Source organism: Facklamia sp. P13069, from assembly GCF_050409405.1.
GTDB lineage: Bacteria > Bacillota > Bacilli > Lactobacillales > Aerococcaceae > Facklamia.
The window spans coordinates 1-16,522 of the sequence record NZ_JBNUPN010000032.1 but is presented as its reverse complement, the minus strand read 5'-3'; the positions used below and the strand labels follow the sequence as shown (position 1 = coordinate 16,522).

The window sequence follows — 16,522 nt, the reverse complement described above, 5'->3', positions numbered from 1 at the left end:
AATGGTCATATGATTTTGATACAATGACATTCATGGCAACAGATGAAAAAGCACCTAAATTATATACATTTAAATTAGTTCTAAAAACATCTGATACTAACATTACATCTGAATATGAAGCTGCATCTATGAAAGAAGCTGAAAAATACTTCCATGACTATGTTGCTCGCTTTGGTTTAGGTGAGTTAGTATGGTCATATGATGAAGAAACTATGACATTTATGGTAACTGAAAAACCTGCAGATGAAAAACCTGCAGATGAAAAACCTGCAGATGAAAAACCAAAAAATCCAAAGCCAGTAGAAAATAAAAAAGAAAAATCTGAATTACCACAAACTGGTGAAGGTTCAACCTTCGCAATTTATGGTGCAGCAGCATTATCTGTATTAGCAGGATTAGGCTTAGTTGCTAAGAAACGTGAAGAAGCATAGTTAATTTAATAGCAGCTATTTAAAAGAGCAAGATAATTTTGCTCTCAGATTGAAGACAAACCCTATTTGAGTAACTCTCAAGGAAGGGTTTGTCTTTATTTGTCTTAAAAGTTTCCTGTAAAATAAAAAACCGAAGCCTTTCTAGCTCTTCATCTCTAGTATATTTGCCAATTTCTTCATGTTTAAACAAGTAAAAGTGAGCCCTGCTTTAAATTCCATCAAGCTTTTTCCAATAAAATGCGTCTATCGAAAGCCATGATGTTCTTTAGCAGTGCCGAATATTCTGTCAGCGGACTCTTTGGATTCTTTATAAAGAGCACGCATACCCTCTGAATACCTGATATCCTCACACCTTTCAAGGGCTTTTTGCCACACATGTCGGCTAATTACACATTTATTTTGATTGTTCTCCTGATCTTGACGAGAGGCTTTGTACTCTCGATAGCCTTTTTGATTAGTGGTCGTAGAATGATAGACCCCATTTTTTCATCTAAATAACAGTCATAGTATTCATCATAGATACACTCTCTATGCTCGGGTTTACTTCTTGGTCGCGTATAAGGAAAAACTGGTATGGTGGATTGGTTTAAAAGAAATTGAACGATGGTGGCCGTTTTATAGCTCGCCTCTGCAATGAGATGAGTGGGATTAAAAAGAGTAATCTTTTTAAATAGTAATCGAAATACTTGCGTATAGTGGGTATTTCTAGAGTAGACACTATAAGCTAATATCCACCCCCTTGCGATTGCAAGCTGTTTGAATAGTATAGGCAAAAACTTGCTTATGACCCCTTTATGAAACTACCTTGCATTCGGATTATTGGGACTGATTGTTTGGGACTTTGTTAAGGTCTCTTTTTTTATAAATTCAAAGTTTCCATTATTAAAAAAGGTATAAGACTGTTATAATGTAGCTAACAAATTTAGAGGAGTTCGGTTTATGCAAAAGAAAAAGAGTTTTTTTTATTGTTTGTTAATAGGGTTCCTGTTCAGTCTTTATACTTGTTCTAACTTGATGGTAGAAGCAACTTCTGATCCTTTCATTCCACGACCTGCCCTTCCGTCAGACTTAAAGAAAGTAGAGAAATCTACAAACTCTGATGACGAATCATCCGTTGGTGAGAATGAGGAAAGAGCATCTAATAAAGCAATGGAACAAGGTTTGTTTGAAACGGATATTGTTATTTATCCCCTTAATGAGTTTGAAAATCAAGAATCACTAGATAACTTTGCCAATTATGTAAAGAATGATGCAAGTCTGAATGATCAGATAATTTTAGAGGATGTCTCTGAAGAGAGTCGCTTTTTACTTTCAGCTAATTATCGTGACAGTGCTAAAGAAGATGGTCAACTGATTGTTTTATATTTTCCAGTCAATATTGCCGATCAAAGTCAAGCCCAAGAAGTCTTAGATAAACATCTATTATATTATCCTGATTTGTTTGAAAAAGGTGAATTGGCATCACAAGGTGATGGATATGATCTGGCTTTTCCTTTGAAAGTTAATGCCAACGCAGATGGCTTTGGTATAGATACAGCTAAGCAAGAAATTGAATACTATGATCAAAGAGAGCCTTATCAGTATGAATTAGAATCAAATGGTGATGACCCTTATCGTCAAGCCATTGAAGAACGTTTTCCTGGTGAATTCAGTTTTGAAAGTGTAGAAGAAAATGGCAAAACGTTAGTGACACTTCGCCAACTACCTTTATCTGAGCGGCAAGCGAGTGTAGAAAGTGATGATAACGGCTCAAACATGGCAGGAAATCTATTTTCTCAATTCAACACCAAAGTTGATGACTATTTAACACAGATAAACTTAAAGGAAAAGTTAATGAACCTAGGGATTTCTGAAGATAATGTTTCTATTGTAACTATAGGAGTTGCAGTTGTTTTATTCCTTTTAGGAATTGTCTTAATTGTTTTAGGTTTCCGTCGCTAAATAAGAAAGGAAGAAAATAGAATGAAGAATAAACTTATTAATCTTTTAGTAGTTACCGTTTTAACGTTTGGATGCGTGGGGACAATTTTTGCTCAGGATGACACTGAAAATAAGCCGGACACTGAGCAAACCCCACCCACAAACGAAGGAAATCAGCCTGCACCACAGGAGTCTACGATTGCACCTAGTAAACCTCAAAATGAAACTACAACTAAGCCTAACAATGGTAGCGGTGAGTCTGAAGAGAAAGAAACAACTGTTGCTAACACTACAGTTGAAAGCCCAAAAGAAACAACTGTTCAAACTACAGAAACGACTGTAACAACGGTTGCTAGCCAGCCCCAACCTAATCCAAACCCTAGACCAACTCAACCTTATATTCCAAGTCGCCCACAGCCTTCCAATCGACCAGAAGATATTGAAGTGATTGAGATACCAGAAACAAGTATTGAAATGGAAGAAGAGACGGAAGTAGAAGAAGAGATTGACTTATTTGAGGGAGAATTCATTACTTTTAATGCTAATGTCTTCAAAGAAGAGTCAGAAGCGGATGATTTTATTCAATTGATTGAAGAAGATGAGGCGACAAAAGACCGCTTTATTGCTGAAAAAGAAATCATTGATGAAGACTTTATTTTGGTTCGAGTGACCTATGCAGAAGCTGTTGAAGAAAAAGGACGCTACATTTTATTCTATATTTCGAGTGAATTTGAAACAGAAGAAGCAGCGGAGGAATACTTAGAGAAGGAATTACTGATTTATCCGGATCTTTTTGTTGCTGGAGAAATGATCAAAGTGGACGATAAATTCGATATCATCTTAGGTATTCGACCAGGCACCGAAACCCAAGCGCTAACTTACGATGAAGCAACCTTTGAAGTTCAATATGAGGCAGATCGCGAAGAATATCAATATATCGTTAAAGCTGATGAATTAACCGGTGAGTTTATCGATGAAATTCAAATGGCTGTGGAAGAGGCTTTCCCTGGTGAGTTTACATTCTCTGAAGAAGTTATATCTGATACTGAAAAAGAAGTGACCATGACTCCTCTTGAAATAGAAGAAGAATCAAGTGAAGAGATGGAAAGTTATTTAGAAGACTCAGAAGAAACAACGATGGAAAATTAGAGATTGGTTAAAAAATCGCCCTCAATTTAGATGAGGGCGATTTTTAAATAGCTTAATTAATTAAGCTTTAGAAGGAATTTTTCTAAGTCAGCCATTGAATTGGAGTTTTCCAATTTACTGTCTACTTTACCATCTTTAACAATGAGCAGTTGGGGAACCGTGGAAATTTCAAAGAAATTATCGACAACATCACGGAAATTATCATCCTCCATTCGCTCATCGGCATTATAATAATGATAATTTAGGTTCATTTCTTTAGCTAATTGATTTAACTTAGGTAGAAAAACACGACAATATGGACAAGAATCAAAACCTACATAGATTAGTTTGGCTTCATTTTTAGAATCTTCGATAACTGCTTCATAAGCAGTTTGACCTTCTATTTTAGAAAGGTTAGACATCTTTAAAGGGGCGATACTTACTTCATCGGCATATTTTTCAATCTTGTCTAGCTCTTTATAGACTTTTTCTTTCGTTTCTTTATCTAAGTTTAAAAGAATAAGGTCTTCCTTAAAAGAAACTTGACCATCTTCTCCAATGTAGTCGCTTTTTTCAATCTTGCTTTTTTGATTTGTGATTGGATTTTCTTGTTTGTCTATTTTAGAATCATTTAGTTGGCAAGCAGTTAGTAAGAAACAGACTGACATTAGTAGGAACAATTTTTTATTTAATAATTTCACTGTAAACTTCCTTTCTAAAAAGCTTAGTAATGGTTTAACTCTTATAGAAAATATTTAATTACTTAAGCATGATAATAATTAAATTATATCACTTTTTTAGCAATAATGTTAAGATATATGAGATCGATTCAAGCAAGGGGTGTATTTATGTCCGATCATTATTATAGTCAGCAACCACAAAGCAGTCATGATGAACGTTATATTGAAGCACAGCTTTTTCACCAAAGTTATCAGTTTTCTACCGATGCGGGAGTTTTTTCCAAAGGTAGAGTGGACTTTGGTTCGCGCCTCTTGATAGAAAATTTTTTAAAGCTTAATCAAAGTATAAATTCCGGCCAACTATTGGAGTTAGGCTCAGGTTATGGGCCAATTTCGGTTGCTATTGCTGATCAATCGCAGTCACTTCAAGTGTTGGGTTTGGAAGTTAATCAGCGAGCCTTGGCATTAGCTAAGGAAAATATGCGGTTGAATCGAGTGACAAATCTGGATTTTATACAAGCAGATGTTGTCACTCATAATTTCGAGCCAATTTATGATTATGTTTTAACTAATCCACCTATTCGAGCTGGTAAGACTATTGTTCAGCAATTTGTGACCCAAGCCTATCAAGCACTAAAAGAGGAAGGACAGTTATGGCTGGTTATCCAGAAAAAACAAGGGGCACCCAGTATGAAAAAGTTTATGGAAGAAACATTTGGTAATGTCAGTGAAATCGATCGCTCTAAAGGCTATTGGATTTTACAATCCATCAAGTTGTTTCAAGATTAAACACATTGGTTTTAAAAAGTCATTATTGATTAGAGGGGAAGCGTTTATTTGTTCGATAAAGTTAAAAATTATGTTACTCAGATTTCAGCTCCTATTTATATTGTGCTGACGTTTGTCGTGATTTCCTTTATTGGAGGAATACTATTAGCCACTCCTTTAGCTAGTCGATCAGGTGAATGGACGAAGCTAATTGATGCTTGGTTTACAGCTGTTTCAGCTGTTTGTGTAACGGGAAATGTAACAGTTAACACTACAGACCATTGGAATTATTTTGGACGAACGATTATTCTAGTTTTAATTGAAATTGGTGGACTTGGATTTATGACCTTATGGGTTACCGTTTTTATCTATATGGGCAAGCAAATAAATCTAAGACTGCATAAAGTTTTACTTGAATCTTTAAATATCTCCGATATTTCTGAAGTTAGAAATCTTTTGAGCTATATCATCCAATTCTCTTTGATTGTACAGATTATTGGGGCGGCTTTATTAGGAATTGACTTTATTCCACGCTTTGGCTGGTTAAAAGGAACTTATTATGCCATCTTTCATAGTGTGTCCGCCTTTTGTAATGCCGGTTTTGATTTGTTGGGAGATTCTATGATTGGTTTCCAAGACAATCCTTTAGTTCTCCTAACTTGTATGGGTTTGATTATCATTGGTGGATTAGGTTTCATTGTTTGGCGAGATTTGCTAACCTTTTATCGCAATCGTAAATTATTGTGGCATACTAAAATAGTTTTGACTACAACGGCTATTTTACTCCTTTTAGGAACAGTATTATTCGCTCTAACTGAACAACCTAGTCCTTTGTTTAAGGACCAACCCTTCTTTATTAGACTTGTAAACTATCTTTTTCTAGCGGTGACACCACGAACCGCTGGCTTTTCGAATGTGGACTATACCGCTTTATCATCTGCCGGTATTTTCTTAACCATTGTCTTAATGTTTCTAGGCGCTTCTTCGGGATCCACCGGGGGTGGGGTTAAGACCACTACTTTAGCAAGTCTTTTAATTTTTTCTTCTTCAGCTATTCGTCGTAGAGGATCGGTTATCTTTAAGCGTACCATCCCTGAAGGAGCTATTTTGAAGGCCATCTTTATTTTAATTTCAGGCTTAAGCTTAATTACCTTTGTCACCATGATCTTGTTAATAACAGAAACAATTCCTCCAGGATTCGGCATCGAATATGTAGTAGTAGAAGTTGTCTCTTGCTTTTCAACAGTTGGTTTAAGTATGGGTTTAACCCCTAATTTAACTGGTATTGGTAAAACCGTTTTAATTTTTATGATGTTTATTGGTCGAATCGGGTTGTTAACTATTTTTTGGTCAGCGAGTATGGGAAGAAAGCCATCAAAGATTAAATACCCGCATGGTAACTTGATGATAGGATAGAAAGGGAGAAACTTTCATGAAAAAAGAAATCACAGCAGTTTTAGGTCTCGGATTATTCGGAACATCCTTAGCCAAAACTTTAGCGGAAAACCACAAGCAAGTAATCGTGATTGATCGCGACATGGAGCTAGTTGAAGCTATTGCTAGTAAGGTGGAAGTAGCTGTACAAGGTGACTTTACCAAGTATGAAGTATTAAAAGAAGCCGGAGTTGGTGAAGCACAAATGGCAATTATTGCCTCCTCTTCAAAGTTTGATAATACGATTACTACCTTATTATCTTTGCAAAAGTTAGAAGTACCGACCATTATCGCAAAAACGCGCAAAGAAGAGTATAAAGAAGTGCTTTTGAAATTAGGCGTTGATCGCGTTATTTTACCCGAAACAGATATGGGGATTCGGATTGGTAATGAACTGACCAATGATTCGGTACTCGATTTAATTCAATTAGACGCTCAGAGCCACATTGTTGAATTTACCGCTCGTAAGAATTGGATAGGGAAGACGATTGAAGAAATAAATTTTAGAAGCCGTTATGATATTAATTTGATTGCGATTAAGTCTCGTATTGAAGAAGGATTTGATATTAATGTCAATCCAGACTTTATTATTGAAGAAAGCGACCTCTTTGTCGGCTTAACCAACACCAATAATGCGAAAGTTTTATTAGAAAAAGAAATTTAAGATTTTATATTTATAAGACCACTTGCTAATTTAATTCGAGTGGTCTTTTGCTTTTAAAGTCTGAGAAAGAAAGTCTTGACTTTGATAAAAAATAAGTGTAATATTGAATAACGCATAGCGTGAACATTGAATTCAAAATGGCACCGAAATATTGTCCGGTCGGCGATTTTGGCAGAGTAAACAAAAGATTGAGGAAGCTTAGGCGATTAAAATCAATTCTTTTGTCTTTTTTTTGCCCTTAAAAAGGACAAAAAGCATTTTGTTATCAAATTATAATATTTGTAAACACATTGTAATCTGCCGGTCGATAGTTAAAGCAAGCCCAGAAGAATCACCATTCGCTACGTAATATTAAAGAGGGGTGAATTGTTTGAGTCAGCATCATATCGTGAAATATGGTAAAAAAGCAGAACGTCGTAGTTATGCACGAATTGATGAGGTTTTGGAATTACCAAACTTGATTGAAATCCAAACCGATTCCTATCAATGGTTTTTAGAAGAAGGATTAAAGACCATGTTCCAAGATATCTCGCCAATCGTCGATCATACAGAAAATTTAGAACTTTATTTCCATGATTACTCATTTCAAGAGGCTAAATATACAGTAGAGGAAGCTCGTTCCCACGATGCCAACTACTCTAAACCAATCTATGTTAATTTGCGCTTAGTTAATAAGGAATCTGGTGAAGTAAAAGAACAAGAAGTATTCTTTGGCGATTTCCCAATTATGACGGATATGGGAACCTTCATCATTAATGGGGCAGAACGTGTTATTGTTTCACAATTAGTACGTTCTCCAGGTGTCTACTTCCATGATAAAGTAGACAAAAAATCAAGACATACTTTTGCTTCAACCGTTATTCCTAACCGAGGAGCTTGGCTAGAATTTGAAACGGATGCTAAAGGAATTGCCTATGTCAGAATTGACCGGACACGTAAATTGCCAATTACAGCTTTAATTCGTGCACTTGGTTTTGGCGAAGATGACGAGATTGTTGAAATCTTATCTGAAACCACCCTATTGAATGACACTTTAGCTAAAGATGTCCATAAAAACATTTCTGACTCCCGTGCTGAAGAAGCCTTGAAAGATATTTATGAACGCCTACGTCCTGGTGAGCCGAAGACAGCAGATTCTTCACGTAACTTATTAACGGCTCGTTTCTTTGATCCAAGACGTTATGATTTAGCGCCAGTTGGACGTTATAAGATTAATAAAAAACTCCACTTAAAGCACCGTCTTTTAGGAATGACACTCGCAGAAACTTTGGCAGACCCAGAAACAGGAGAAGTACTCTTCACAGAAGGAACTGAACTTTCTGCAGGAGATATTGAACGTTTAATCCCTTACTTAGATAATGGTTTGAATGTTTATACTTATACTCCTTCACCAGATGGTGTGATTGGTGAACCGATTGACTTGCAAGTGGTCAAAGTATACTCCCCTCTTGATTCGGACCGTGTGATTAACATTGTCGGTAACGCTAATCTTGAAGGAGTGCATCACTTAACCCCAGCAGATATTATCGCGTCAATGAACTACTATTTATTATTAAATGAACAAGTAGGCTCAACAGATGATATTGATCATTTGGGCAACCGTCGTATTCGTTCAGTCGGTGAATTACTGCAAAATCAATTCCGTATTGGCTTATCGCGTATGGAAAGAGTAGTCCGTGAAAGAATGTCCTTACAAGATATTTCAACAATGACACCGCAACAGTTAATTAATATTCGTCCAGTTGTAGCGGCTATTAAAGAGTTCTTTGGCTCTTCTCAATTATCACAATTTATGGATCAAACCAATCCATTGGGTGAATTGACTCACAAGCGTCGTCTTTCTGCCTTAGGACCGGGAGGGTTAACACGTGATCGCGCTGGTTATGAAGTGCGTGACGTTCACTACTCTCACTACGGTCGTATGTGTCCAATTGAAACACCAGAAGGTCCAAACATTGGATTAATTAACTCCTTATCTTCATATGCAAAAATAAACCGTTATGGTTTCATTGAAACACCTTATCGTAAAGTGGATAAGGCTAACAAGACCGTTACAGAAGAAATTGCGTATTTATCAGCAGATGAAGAAGATTTATACATCATTGCTCAAGCTAACTCTCGTTTAAATGAAGATGGTACTTTTGAAAATGACACGGTTATGGCTCGTTATAAAGACCAAAACTTAGAGGTCAAAACTAACACAGTCGATTTTATGGATGTTTCACCAAAACAAGTGGTTGCAGTAGCAACGGCATCGATTCCTTTCTTAGAAAACGATGACTCCAACCGTGCTTTAATGGGAGCTAACATGCAACGTCAAGCAGTTCCTTTAATTCGTCCCAAAGCACCGATTATCGGAACAGGTATTGAGTATAAAGCTGCTCACGACTCGGGTGCGGCATTGATTTGCCGACGTCCAGGTCGAGTAACCTATGTGGATGCTGAACGTATTCGTGTGCAATTAGAAGATGGTTCCGTTGATGAATACCGCTTAACTAAATTTGCACGTTCCAATGCGGGAACATGTTACAACCAACGTCCAATTGTTGTTGTTGGAGATCAAGTTGATGCTAATGAAATTTTAGCAGATGGATCTTCGATGGAAAACGGTGAAATGGCCTTAGGTCAAAACCCATTGGTAGCCTTTATGACTTGGGATGGTTATAACTACGAGGATGCCATCATCATGTCTGAACGTCTAGTTAAAGACGATGTCTATACCTCTATTCATATTGAAGAATATGAATCAGAATCACGTGATACTAAGTTAGGACCAGAAGAAATTACGCGCGAAATCCCTAATGTTAGTGAGGAATCCCTCAAATATTTAGATAAAGATGGAATTATTATGGTCGGTGCGGAAGTACGCGATGGAGATATTCTGGTCGGAAAAGTCACACCAAAAGGTGTGACTGAATTGACAGCAGAAGAACGCCTCTTACACGCTATTTTTGGTGAAAAAGCACGTGAAGTTCGTGACACTTCCTTAAGAGTTCCCCATGGTGGTGGTGGAATTGTGCACGATGTTAAGGTATTCACTCGTGAAAATGGCGACGAGCTTTCACCAGGAGTGAATAAATTGGTTCGTGTTTATATTGTTCAAAAACGTAAAATTCAAGTCGGTGATAAGATGGCTGGACGTCATGGAAATAAAGGGGTTGTCTCTTTAATCATGCCGGAAGAAGATATGCCATTTATGCCTGATGGGACACCAGTTGATATTATGTTAAACCCATTAGGGGTGCCTTCAAGGATGAATATTGGACAGGTCTTTGAATTACATTTAGGAATGGCCGGACGTCAATTAGGCATTAATTTTGCTACACCTGTCTTTGATGGGGCGAATGAAGAAGAGGTTTGGGAAACAGTTAGAGAAGCCGGATTAGAACCGGATGCTAAGACAACTCTATATGACGGTCGTACTGGAGAACCATTTGACCGAAAAGTTTCAGTCGGTGTCATGTATATGTTGAAACTCGCACACATGGTCGATGACAAGCTGCATGCACGCTCAACGGGCCCATATTCATTAGTAACCCAACAACCGCTCGGAGGTAAAGCACAGTTTGGTGGACAACGTTTTGGCGAGATGGAAGTTTGGGCCTTAGAAGCCTATGGTGCAGCTTATACCTTACAAGAAATCTTGACTTATAAATCAGATGATGTAGTAGGTCGTGTGAAGACATATGAAGCCATTGTCAAAGGAGAAGCTATTCCCAAACCTGGTGTACCAGAATCCTTCCGTGTATTAGTTAAAGAACTACAAGCTTTAGGATTGGACTTGAAAGTCTTGGATGCTGAAGATAAAGAAATTGAACTATTGGATGATGACGATGAAGATGATGTAATTAACTTTAATGCGCTTGAGAAGTATAAAGAAGATCAAAAAGCCGCTGAAGAAAAGAGCGTCGTTCAAACAAGTGAAACTAATGAAAGTTCAGCCTCAATTACTAGTGGAGATACAACTAAAGAAGACTAGTAATGTCTAAATGCCTTGGAGCCATTGGAGAAAAGGCACTCCATTAATTGGTGGAAACACCAGCTTAAATCAAGAAGGAGGTCGGCCCCTTGATAGATGTTAATAAATTTGATTCCATGAAAATCGGTCTCGCATCCCCAGAAAAAATTCGTTCATGGTCTTATGGGGAAGTCAAAAAACCAGAAACCATCAACTATCGAACTTTAAAACCCGAAAAAGATGGACTCTTTTGCGAGCGTATTTTTGGTCCTACCAAGGATTGGGAATGTTCTTGTGGGAAGTTAAAACGTGTTCGCTATAAAGGTCGCGTATGTGACCGTTGTGGCGTGGAAGTGACTCGCGCTAAAGTTCGTCGTGAAAGAATGGGGCATATAGAATTAGCAGCCCCAGTTACTCATGTGTGGTATTTCAAAGGGATTCCAAGCCGTATCGGCTTGATCCTTGACATGAGCCCAAGACTATTAGAAGAAGTGATTTATTTTGCTTCTTACATAGTTATTGATCCAGGCGATACGGGTCTAGAATATAAATCATTACTCACTGAGACAGAGTATCGTGAGAAAAAACGTGAGTTCGGCAACCGTTTTTATGCCAAAATGGGTGCAGAAGCGATTAAAGAACTCCTACATGCAGTTGATGTAGATGCTGAGATCAGTGGTTTACGAGAAGAGCTTAAAACGTTGACTGGACAAAAAAGAACGCGAGCGATTCGTCGTTTAGATATCTTGGATTCTTTCCAAGAATCAGGAAATAAACCAGAATGGATGGTTATGGATGTTTTGCCAGTTATACCACCTGATTTAAGACCGATGGTTCAGTTGGAAGGAGGACGCTTTGCAACTTCTGACTTAAATGATCTTTACCGTCGAGTGATTAATCGTAACAATCGTTTGAAACGCCTTTTAGATTTAGGTGCACCAAATATTATTGTGCAAAACGAAAAACGAATGTTACAAGAGGCAGTAGATGCTTTGATTGATAATGGTCGTCGTGGACGTGCTGTTACTGGTCCTGGTAATCGTCCATTAAAATCTCTTTCTCACATGCTTAAAGGTAAACAAGGACGTTTTCGTCAAAATCTTTTAGGAAAACGTGTGGACTATTCTGGTCGTTCGGTTATCGTTGTTGGACCGTCTTTAAAAATGTACCAATGTGGTATACCAAAAGAAATGGCCATCGAACTATTTAAACCGTTCGTAATGAAAGAATTAGTAGAACGCGAAATAGCTAGCAACGTAAAAAATGCTAAACGTATGATTGAAGTTCAACATGATGCGATTTGGCCTGTTATTGAAGATGTTATTAAGGAACACCCCGTACTACTTAACCGAGCACCTACTCTTCACCGATTAGGTATTCAAGCTTTTGAACCGGTTTTAATTGAAGGGAAAGCAATTCGTCTACACCCATTAGTATGTAACGCTTATAACGCTGACTTTGATGGGGACCAAATGGCAGTTCACGTACCGTTATCTGAAGAAGCTCAAGCTGAAGCCCGTCTGTTAATGTTAGGTGCACAAAACATCCTAAGTCCTAAGGACGGTAAGCCAGTTGCAACACCTTCACAGGACATGGTGCTTGGTAATTATTATTTAACAATTGAAGAACCGGGACGTGTGGGCGAAGGAATGATTCTAAGCTCCATTTCAGAAGCAGAGATTGCATATCAAAATGGCTATGTGCATTTACATACCCGTGTAGCGATTCCTGCTAAGTCTTTCACTAATAAAACTTTCACTGACTGGCAAAGAGAACGTTTAATGGTTACAACTATTGGTAAATTATTCTTTAACGAAATCATGCCAGATGAATTCCCATATTTAAATGAGCCATCAAATGAGAACCTAACGCAACAAACACCTGATAAGTACTTCTTGGAACCAGGTGTAAACGTTAAAGAAGCTATTGAACAGATGGAGCCTGTGTCACCGTTTAAGAAAAAAGATTTTGGTAATATTATTGCTGAAGTCTTTAAACATTATCATATTACTCAAACATCAATTATGCTAGATAAGATGAAAGATCTGGGTTATAAATATTCTACGCAATCAGGTATCACCGTAGGGGTAGCGGATGTTCTCAGTTTAGATAGTAAAGCAGAAATCTTAGAGAAAGCTCATGCCAAAGTTGATGAGATTACTCGAATGAGACGACGCGGACTTCTAACTGAAGACGAGCGCTATGAAAATGTTATTCGTACATGGGAAAAAGCCAAAGATCAGATTCAAAAGGATCTACAAAAGAGCTTGCCACGTCTAAACCCCATCTTTATGATGTCTGACTCTGGTGCCCGTGGTAATATTTCTAACTTTACCCAGCTAGCCGGAATGCGTGGGAATATGGCGGCTCCTTCTGGGAAAATCATCGAATTACCAATTACATCCAACTTCCGTGAAGGCTTAAACGTTATGGAAATGTTTATCTCCACTCACGGAGCGCGTAAAGGGATGACCGATACGGCCTTGAAGACCGCTGACTCAGGTTATTTAACACGTCGATTAGTTGATGTCGCTCAAGATGTCATTATCCGTGAGGAAGATTGTGGAACAGACCGTGGAGTTGAAATTCGTGAAATTGCCGATGGTAATTCGGTTATTGAGTCCCTAGAAGAACGTTTACAAGGACGTTATGCACATAAATCAGTCATTCATCCAGAAACTGGAGAAGAAATTGTTAAGGCTCAAGAATTGATTACAGATGAGAAGGCTGCAGAAATTATTAAAGCAGGTATTGAAGCTGTAACTATTCGTTCAGTCTTTACATGTAATACTGACCATGGTGTATGTAAACATTGCTATGGACGCAACTTAGCGACTGGATCAGAAGTAGAAGTTGGAGAAGCAGTAGGTACAATCGCTGCTCAATCTATCGGTGAGCCTGGTACTCAGTTAACCATGCGTACCTTCCATACGGGAGGGGTTGCCGGTGGCGGTGATATTACTCAAGGTTTACCACGTATTCAAGAAATTTTTGAAGCGCGTGTTCCAAAAGGACAAGCAACCATTACGGAAGTTGCCGGAGTTGTTACTTCGATTGAAGAAAAATCAAGCGAGCGGTTGAAAGAAATTACCGTTACAGGTGTTACGGATAACCGAACTTATAAAGTGGCTTATGCTGCTCGCCTTAAAGTCAATGAAGGCGATCGTGTAGAACGTGGTCAAGCCTTAACAGAAGGATCAATCGATCCCAAAGAATTATTAGCAGTTACTGACGTCTTAACGGTCCAAAAATACATTATGCGCGAAGTTCAAGCCGTATATCGTGGCCAAGGGGTAGAAATTGGTGATAAACACGTTGAGGTGATGGCTCGTCAAATGTTACGTAAAGTTCGTGTAATGGACCCTGCTTCTACATCTATTTTACCAGGGGCCTTAATGGATATCGCAGACTTTGCTAAGGCCAATAAAGACACCATTACAAGTGGGGAAACACCAGCTACGGCTCGACCCGTCTTACTTGGAATTACTAAAGCTGCTCTTGAGACAAAATCATTTATCTCAGCTGCTTCCTTCCAAGAGACAACACGTGTCTTGACCGATGCGGCCATTCGTGGAGACCGTGACTACTTAATTGGTCTAAAAGAAAACGTCATTATTGGTAAATTAATCCCAGCTGGTACTGGAATGAACAGCTACCGTGATTTGGAAATCCAAACCACTCAAGATACTATTCCTATGCCAACTGAGATAACAGAGGAACCACAGCAAATGAAATAAACAAAATAGATTAAACCCTTCAATTATTGAACTGCTCCCCCAAAAGTAAAACTATTTTAGGGGGAGTTTTTCATAATTGAAGGGTATTTTTATATGATATATTGCAATAATTATTACGACACTTCTGTTAACAAATTCAATTCCTCAATATAACGTTCAAAGGGTGCTTCAAACGCTAGACATTTCCTTGGTCTAGCGTTTACTTTATAGATAGCTTTAAACAAGTCTTGATCCTTTAGCTGTGCGAAATCCGTTTTCTTAGGAAAGAATTCCCTTAGCAAGCCATTGCTGCCTTCATTGGTGCCTCTTTGCCATGCACTCTAGGCATCGGCAAAGTAAAAACCTATCCCTAACTTACTCTCTACTACGTCATAGCAAGCGAATTCTTTTCCTCTATCGGATGTGAATGTTTTAAAGGCTCCTTGTGGTAAGGATTTTGTTAATTGATAAAGCGCTTCTAACATAGATTGTTTACTTCTGTCTGGTGTTTTTATCGCAAAATAGGTACAAGTCTTCCTTTCTGCAAAAGTAGCTAAACATCCTTTGCTTTTTCCTCAAGAAGATACTAGAATATCAAGTTGTCAGTGTCCGAATTCAGTGTGCTTCTTCACCACTTTGGGTCTTTTCTAAACAGAAGTGTTGATATCAAATCTTTCTCTTCTTTATTTCGTTTTTTTAGAGTGACCTTTTCTCCTTAACACCTGCAAGGAAACGGATAAAGTCTCCTTATATATCCAATTATAGAATGTCTTAAAGGAGAAGGTATTTGGGAAAAGTCTTACTTCTATCATCCGTGGTAATATATAGGGCTCATAACAATCTCTTTCATGTGTATGTTTTATAGTAATGACATTTTACATGAATTAAATTTGTTATGAGTTTTATTTTTACTCGTGTTGCATTAAATTTTACAATGCATCATATCAAAACATAACTAGTTATAAAAGAAAATATTAAAAAAGGGATAAATGGAATTATTTTACTTTTAGAAAGATAACAATACAAAAGTCCAAGTGAAGCTGCTAAAAATAAAAAGTAAGGAATAGAGCTTAGGGGAATAAACAATAGAGAAATACAGATGAATTTTAAATCGGCACCTCCCATCCAAGACTGTTCTGTTCTTATAAGAAGAAAGCTGATAAGACAGAAAATAAGAAAATACTGAAAGGGAATAATATTATATGAATAATTATAGAGTAATCCGAGCGTCAAAAAAGAAAGTTGTAGAAAATCAGGAACCCACTGATCAAGTATATCCATGAAGGTCATGAATAGAAAGATAAGTAATAAAATCAGATTAAAAAAAGAAAAAGCAGTGAATAGAAAAAAGAAGAAAGAGCAGAGTCCACCAAACAATTCAAAGTAAAAGTGATTGACACTTATTTTCCGACAGCAAAAATAACAATGCCCCTTCAGCAATAAATATGAAAACAAAGGAAATAACTGCCAAAAGTAGAGTTTGTGCTGGCAATAATCACAAGAAGATCGTGCTTTCCAACTAAAGCTTTTATTTATAATGGAATAAGAAAGATAGTAAACAAAACTCGCTATACAAGATCCAATATAAAAGTACAGTATATGAGTCATCATTAACTCCTTTTATAAGTTATAGGCTTAAATACACGTAAAAAAGAAAAAAAGTGCTAAAAATTATTGACACAAATTAAAAAAGATAGTAAAATGTAATTCCTGCTAGCGAATATCTTGTAAAAAAGCAGATATTTAGAAGAAAATTCAAAAAATCTTCAAAAAGGTTTGACAAAAAGTCTAAACCATGCTAGTATATAGAAGTTGTCACTTAT

General features: G+C 37.4%; 11 protein-coding genes. 8 read left to right on the top strand and 3 right to left on the bottom strand.

Annotated elements, in window-relative coordinates; translation table 11 throughout:
- The 3 genes from ACQV2T_RS08515 to ACQV2T_RS08505 all read left to right on the top strand — a co-directional run.
- The coding region (locus ACQV2T_RS08515) for an LPXTG cell wall anchor domain-containing protein (protein ID WP_428893537.1) at positions 1 to 431 on the top strand (431 nt) is incomplete at its 5' end.
- Between the two features lie 939 nt (positions 432 to 1,370).
- Positions 1,371 to 2,372, top strand: coding sequence for a hypothetical protein (locus ACQV2T_RS08510; protein WP_428893536.1), 1,002 nt, complete (start codon positions 1,371 to 1,373; stop codon positions 2,370 to 2,372).
- Between the two features lie 21 nt (positions 2,373 to 2,393).
- Positions 2,394 to 3,500, top strand: coding sequence for a hypothetical protein (locus ACQV2T_RS08505; RefSeq protein WP_428874545.1), 1,107 nt, complete (start codon positions 2,394 to 2,396; stop codon positions 3,498 to 3,500).
- Between the two features lie 56 nt (positions 3,501 to 3,556).
- On the opposite strand, the gene ACQV2T_RS08500 is transcribed toward ACQV2T_RS08505, so the two are convergent.
- Positions 3,557 to 4,180 carry a thioredoxin family protein gene (locus tag ACQV2T_RS08500; protein WP_428874506.1) on the bottom strand — a complete coding sequence of 208 codons (624 nt, stop codon included), beginning with the start codon at positions 4,178 to 4,180 and terminating at the stop codon, positions 3,557 to 3,559.
- A gap of 117 nt (positions 4,181 to 4,297) precedes the next feature.
- Here ACQV2T_RS08500 and ACQV2T_RS08495 point away from each other — a divergent pair, with 117 nt between their 5' ends.
- The 5 genes from ACQV2T_RS08495 (at position 4,298) to rpoC (ending at position 14,720) form a co-directional block, all read left to right on the top strand.
- On the top strand, positions 4,298 to 4,948 hold the full coding sequence (locus tag ACQV2T_RS08495; RefSeq protein WP_428893534.1) for a class I SAM-dependent methyltransferase: 651 nt from the start codon (positions 4,298 to 4,300) through the stop codon (positions 4,946 to 4,948).
- A 48-nt stretch (positions 4,949 to 4,996) separates the two neighbouring features.
- Positions 4,997 to 6,343, top strand: coding sequence for a TrkH family potassium uptake protein (locus ACQV2T_RS08490; RefSeq protein WP_428874504.1), 1,347 nt, complete (start codon positions 4,997 to 4,999; stop codon positions 6,341 to 6,343).
- Positions 6,344 to 6,359: 16 nt separating this feature from the next.
- Complete coding sequence (locus ACQV2T_RS08485) at positions 6,360 to 7,025, top strand: potassium channel family protein (RefSeq protein WP_428874503.1); 666 nt, start codon at positions 6,360 to 6,362, stop codon at positions 7,023 to 7,025.
- A 370-nt stretch (positions 7,026 to 7,395) separates the two neighbouring features.
- Positions 7,396 to 11,004 (top strand): DNA-directed RNA polymerase subunit beta, encoded by a 3,609-nt coding sequence (gene rpoB / locus ACQV2T_RS08480; protein ID WP_428874502.1) that lies wholly within the window; start codon positions 7,396 to 7,398, stop codon positions 11,002 to 11,004.
- 89 nt (positions 11,005 to 11,093) lie between these two features.
- On the top strand, positions 11,094 to 14,720 hold the full coding sequence (gene rpoC / locus ACQV2T_RS08475; protein WP_428874501.1) for a DNA-directed RNA polymerase subunit beta': 3,627 nt from the start codon (positions 11,094 to 11,096) through the stop codon (positions 14,718 to 14,720).
- A gap of 320 nt (positions 14,721 to 15,040) precedes the next feature.
- On the opposite strand, the gene ACQV2T_RS08470 is transcribed toward rpoC, so the two are convergent.
- Positions 15,041 to 15,184: a hypothetical protein gene (locus ACQV2T_RS08470; protein ID WP_428874500.1), complete on the bottom strand. Its 144-nt coding sequence runs from the start codon at positions 15,182 to 15,184 to the stop codon at positions 15,041 to 15,043.
- 454 nt (positions 15,185 to 15,638) lie between these two features.
- Positions 15,639 to 16,307, bottom strand: a complete 669-nt coding sequence (locus tag ACQV2T_RS08465; protein ID WP_428893533.1) for a prepilin peptidase — start codon at positions 16,305 to 16,307, stop codon at positions 15,639 to 15,641.
- Between the last annotated feature and the right edge of the window lie 215 nt (positions 16,308 to 16,522).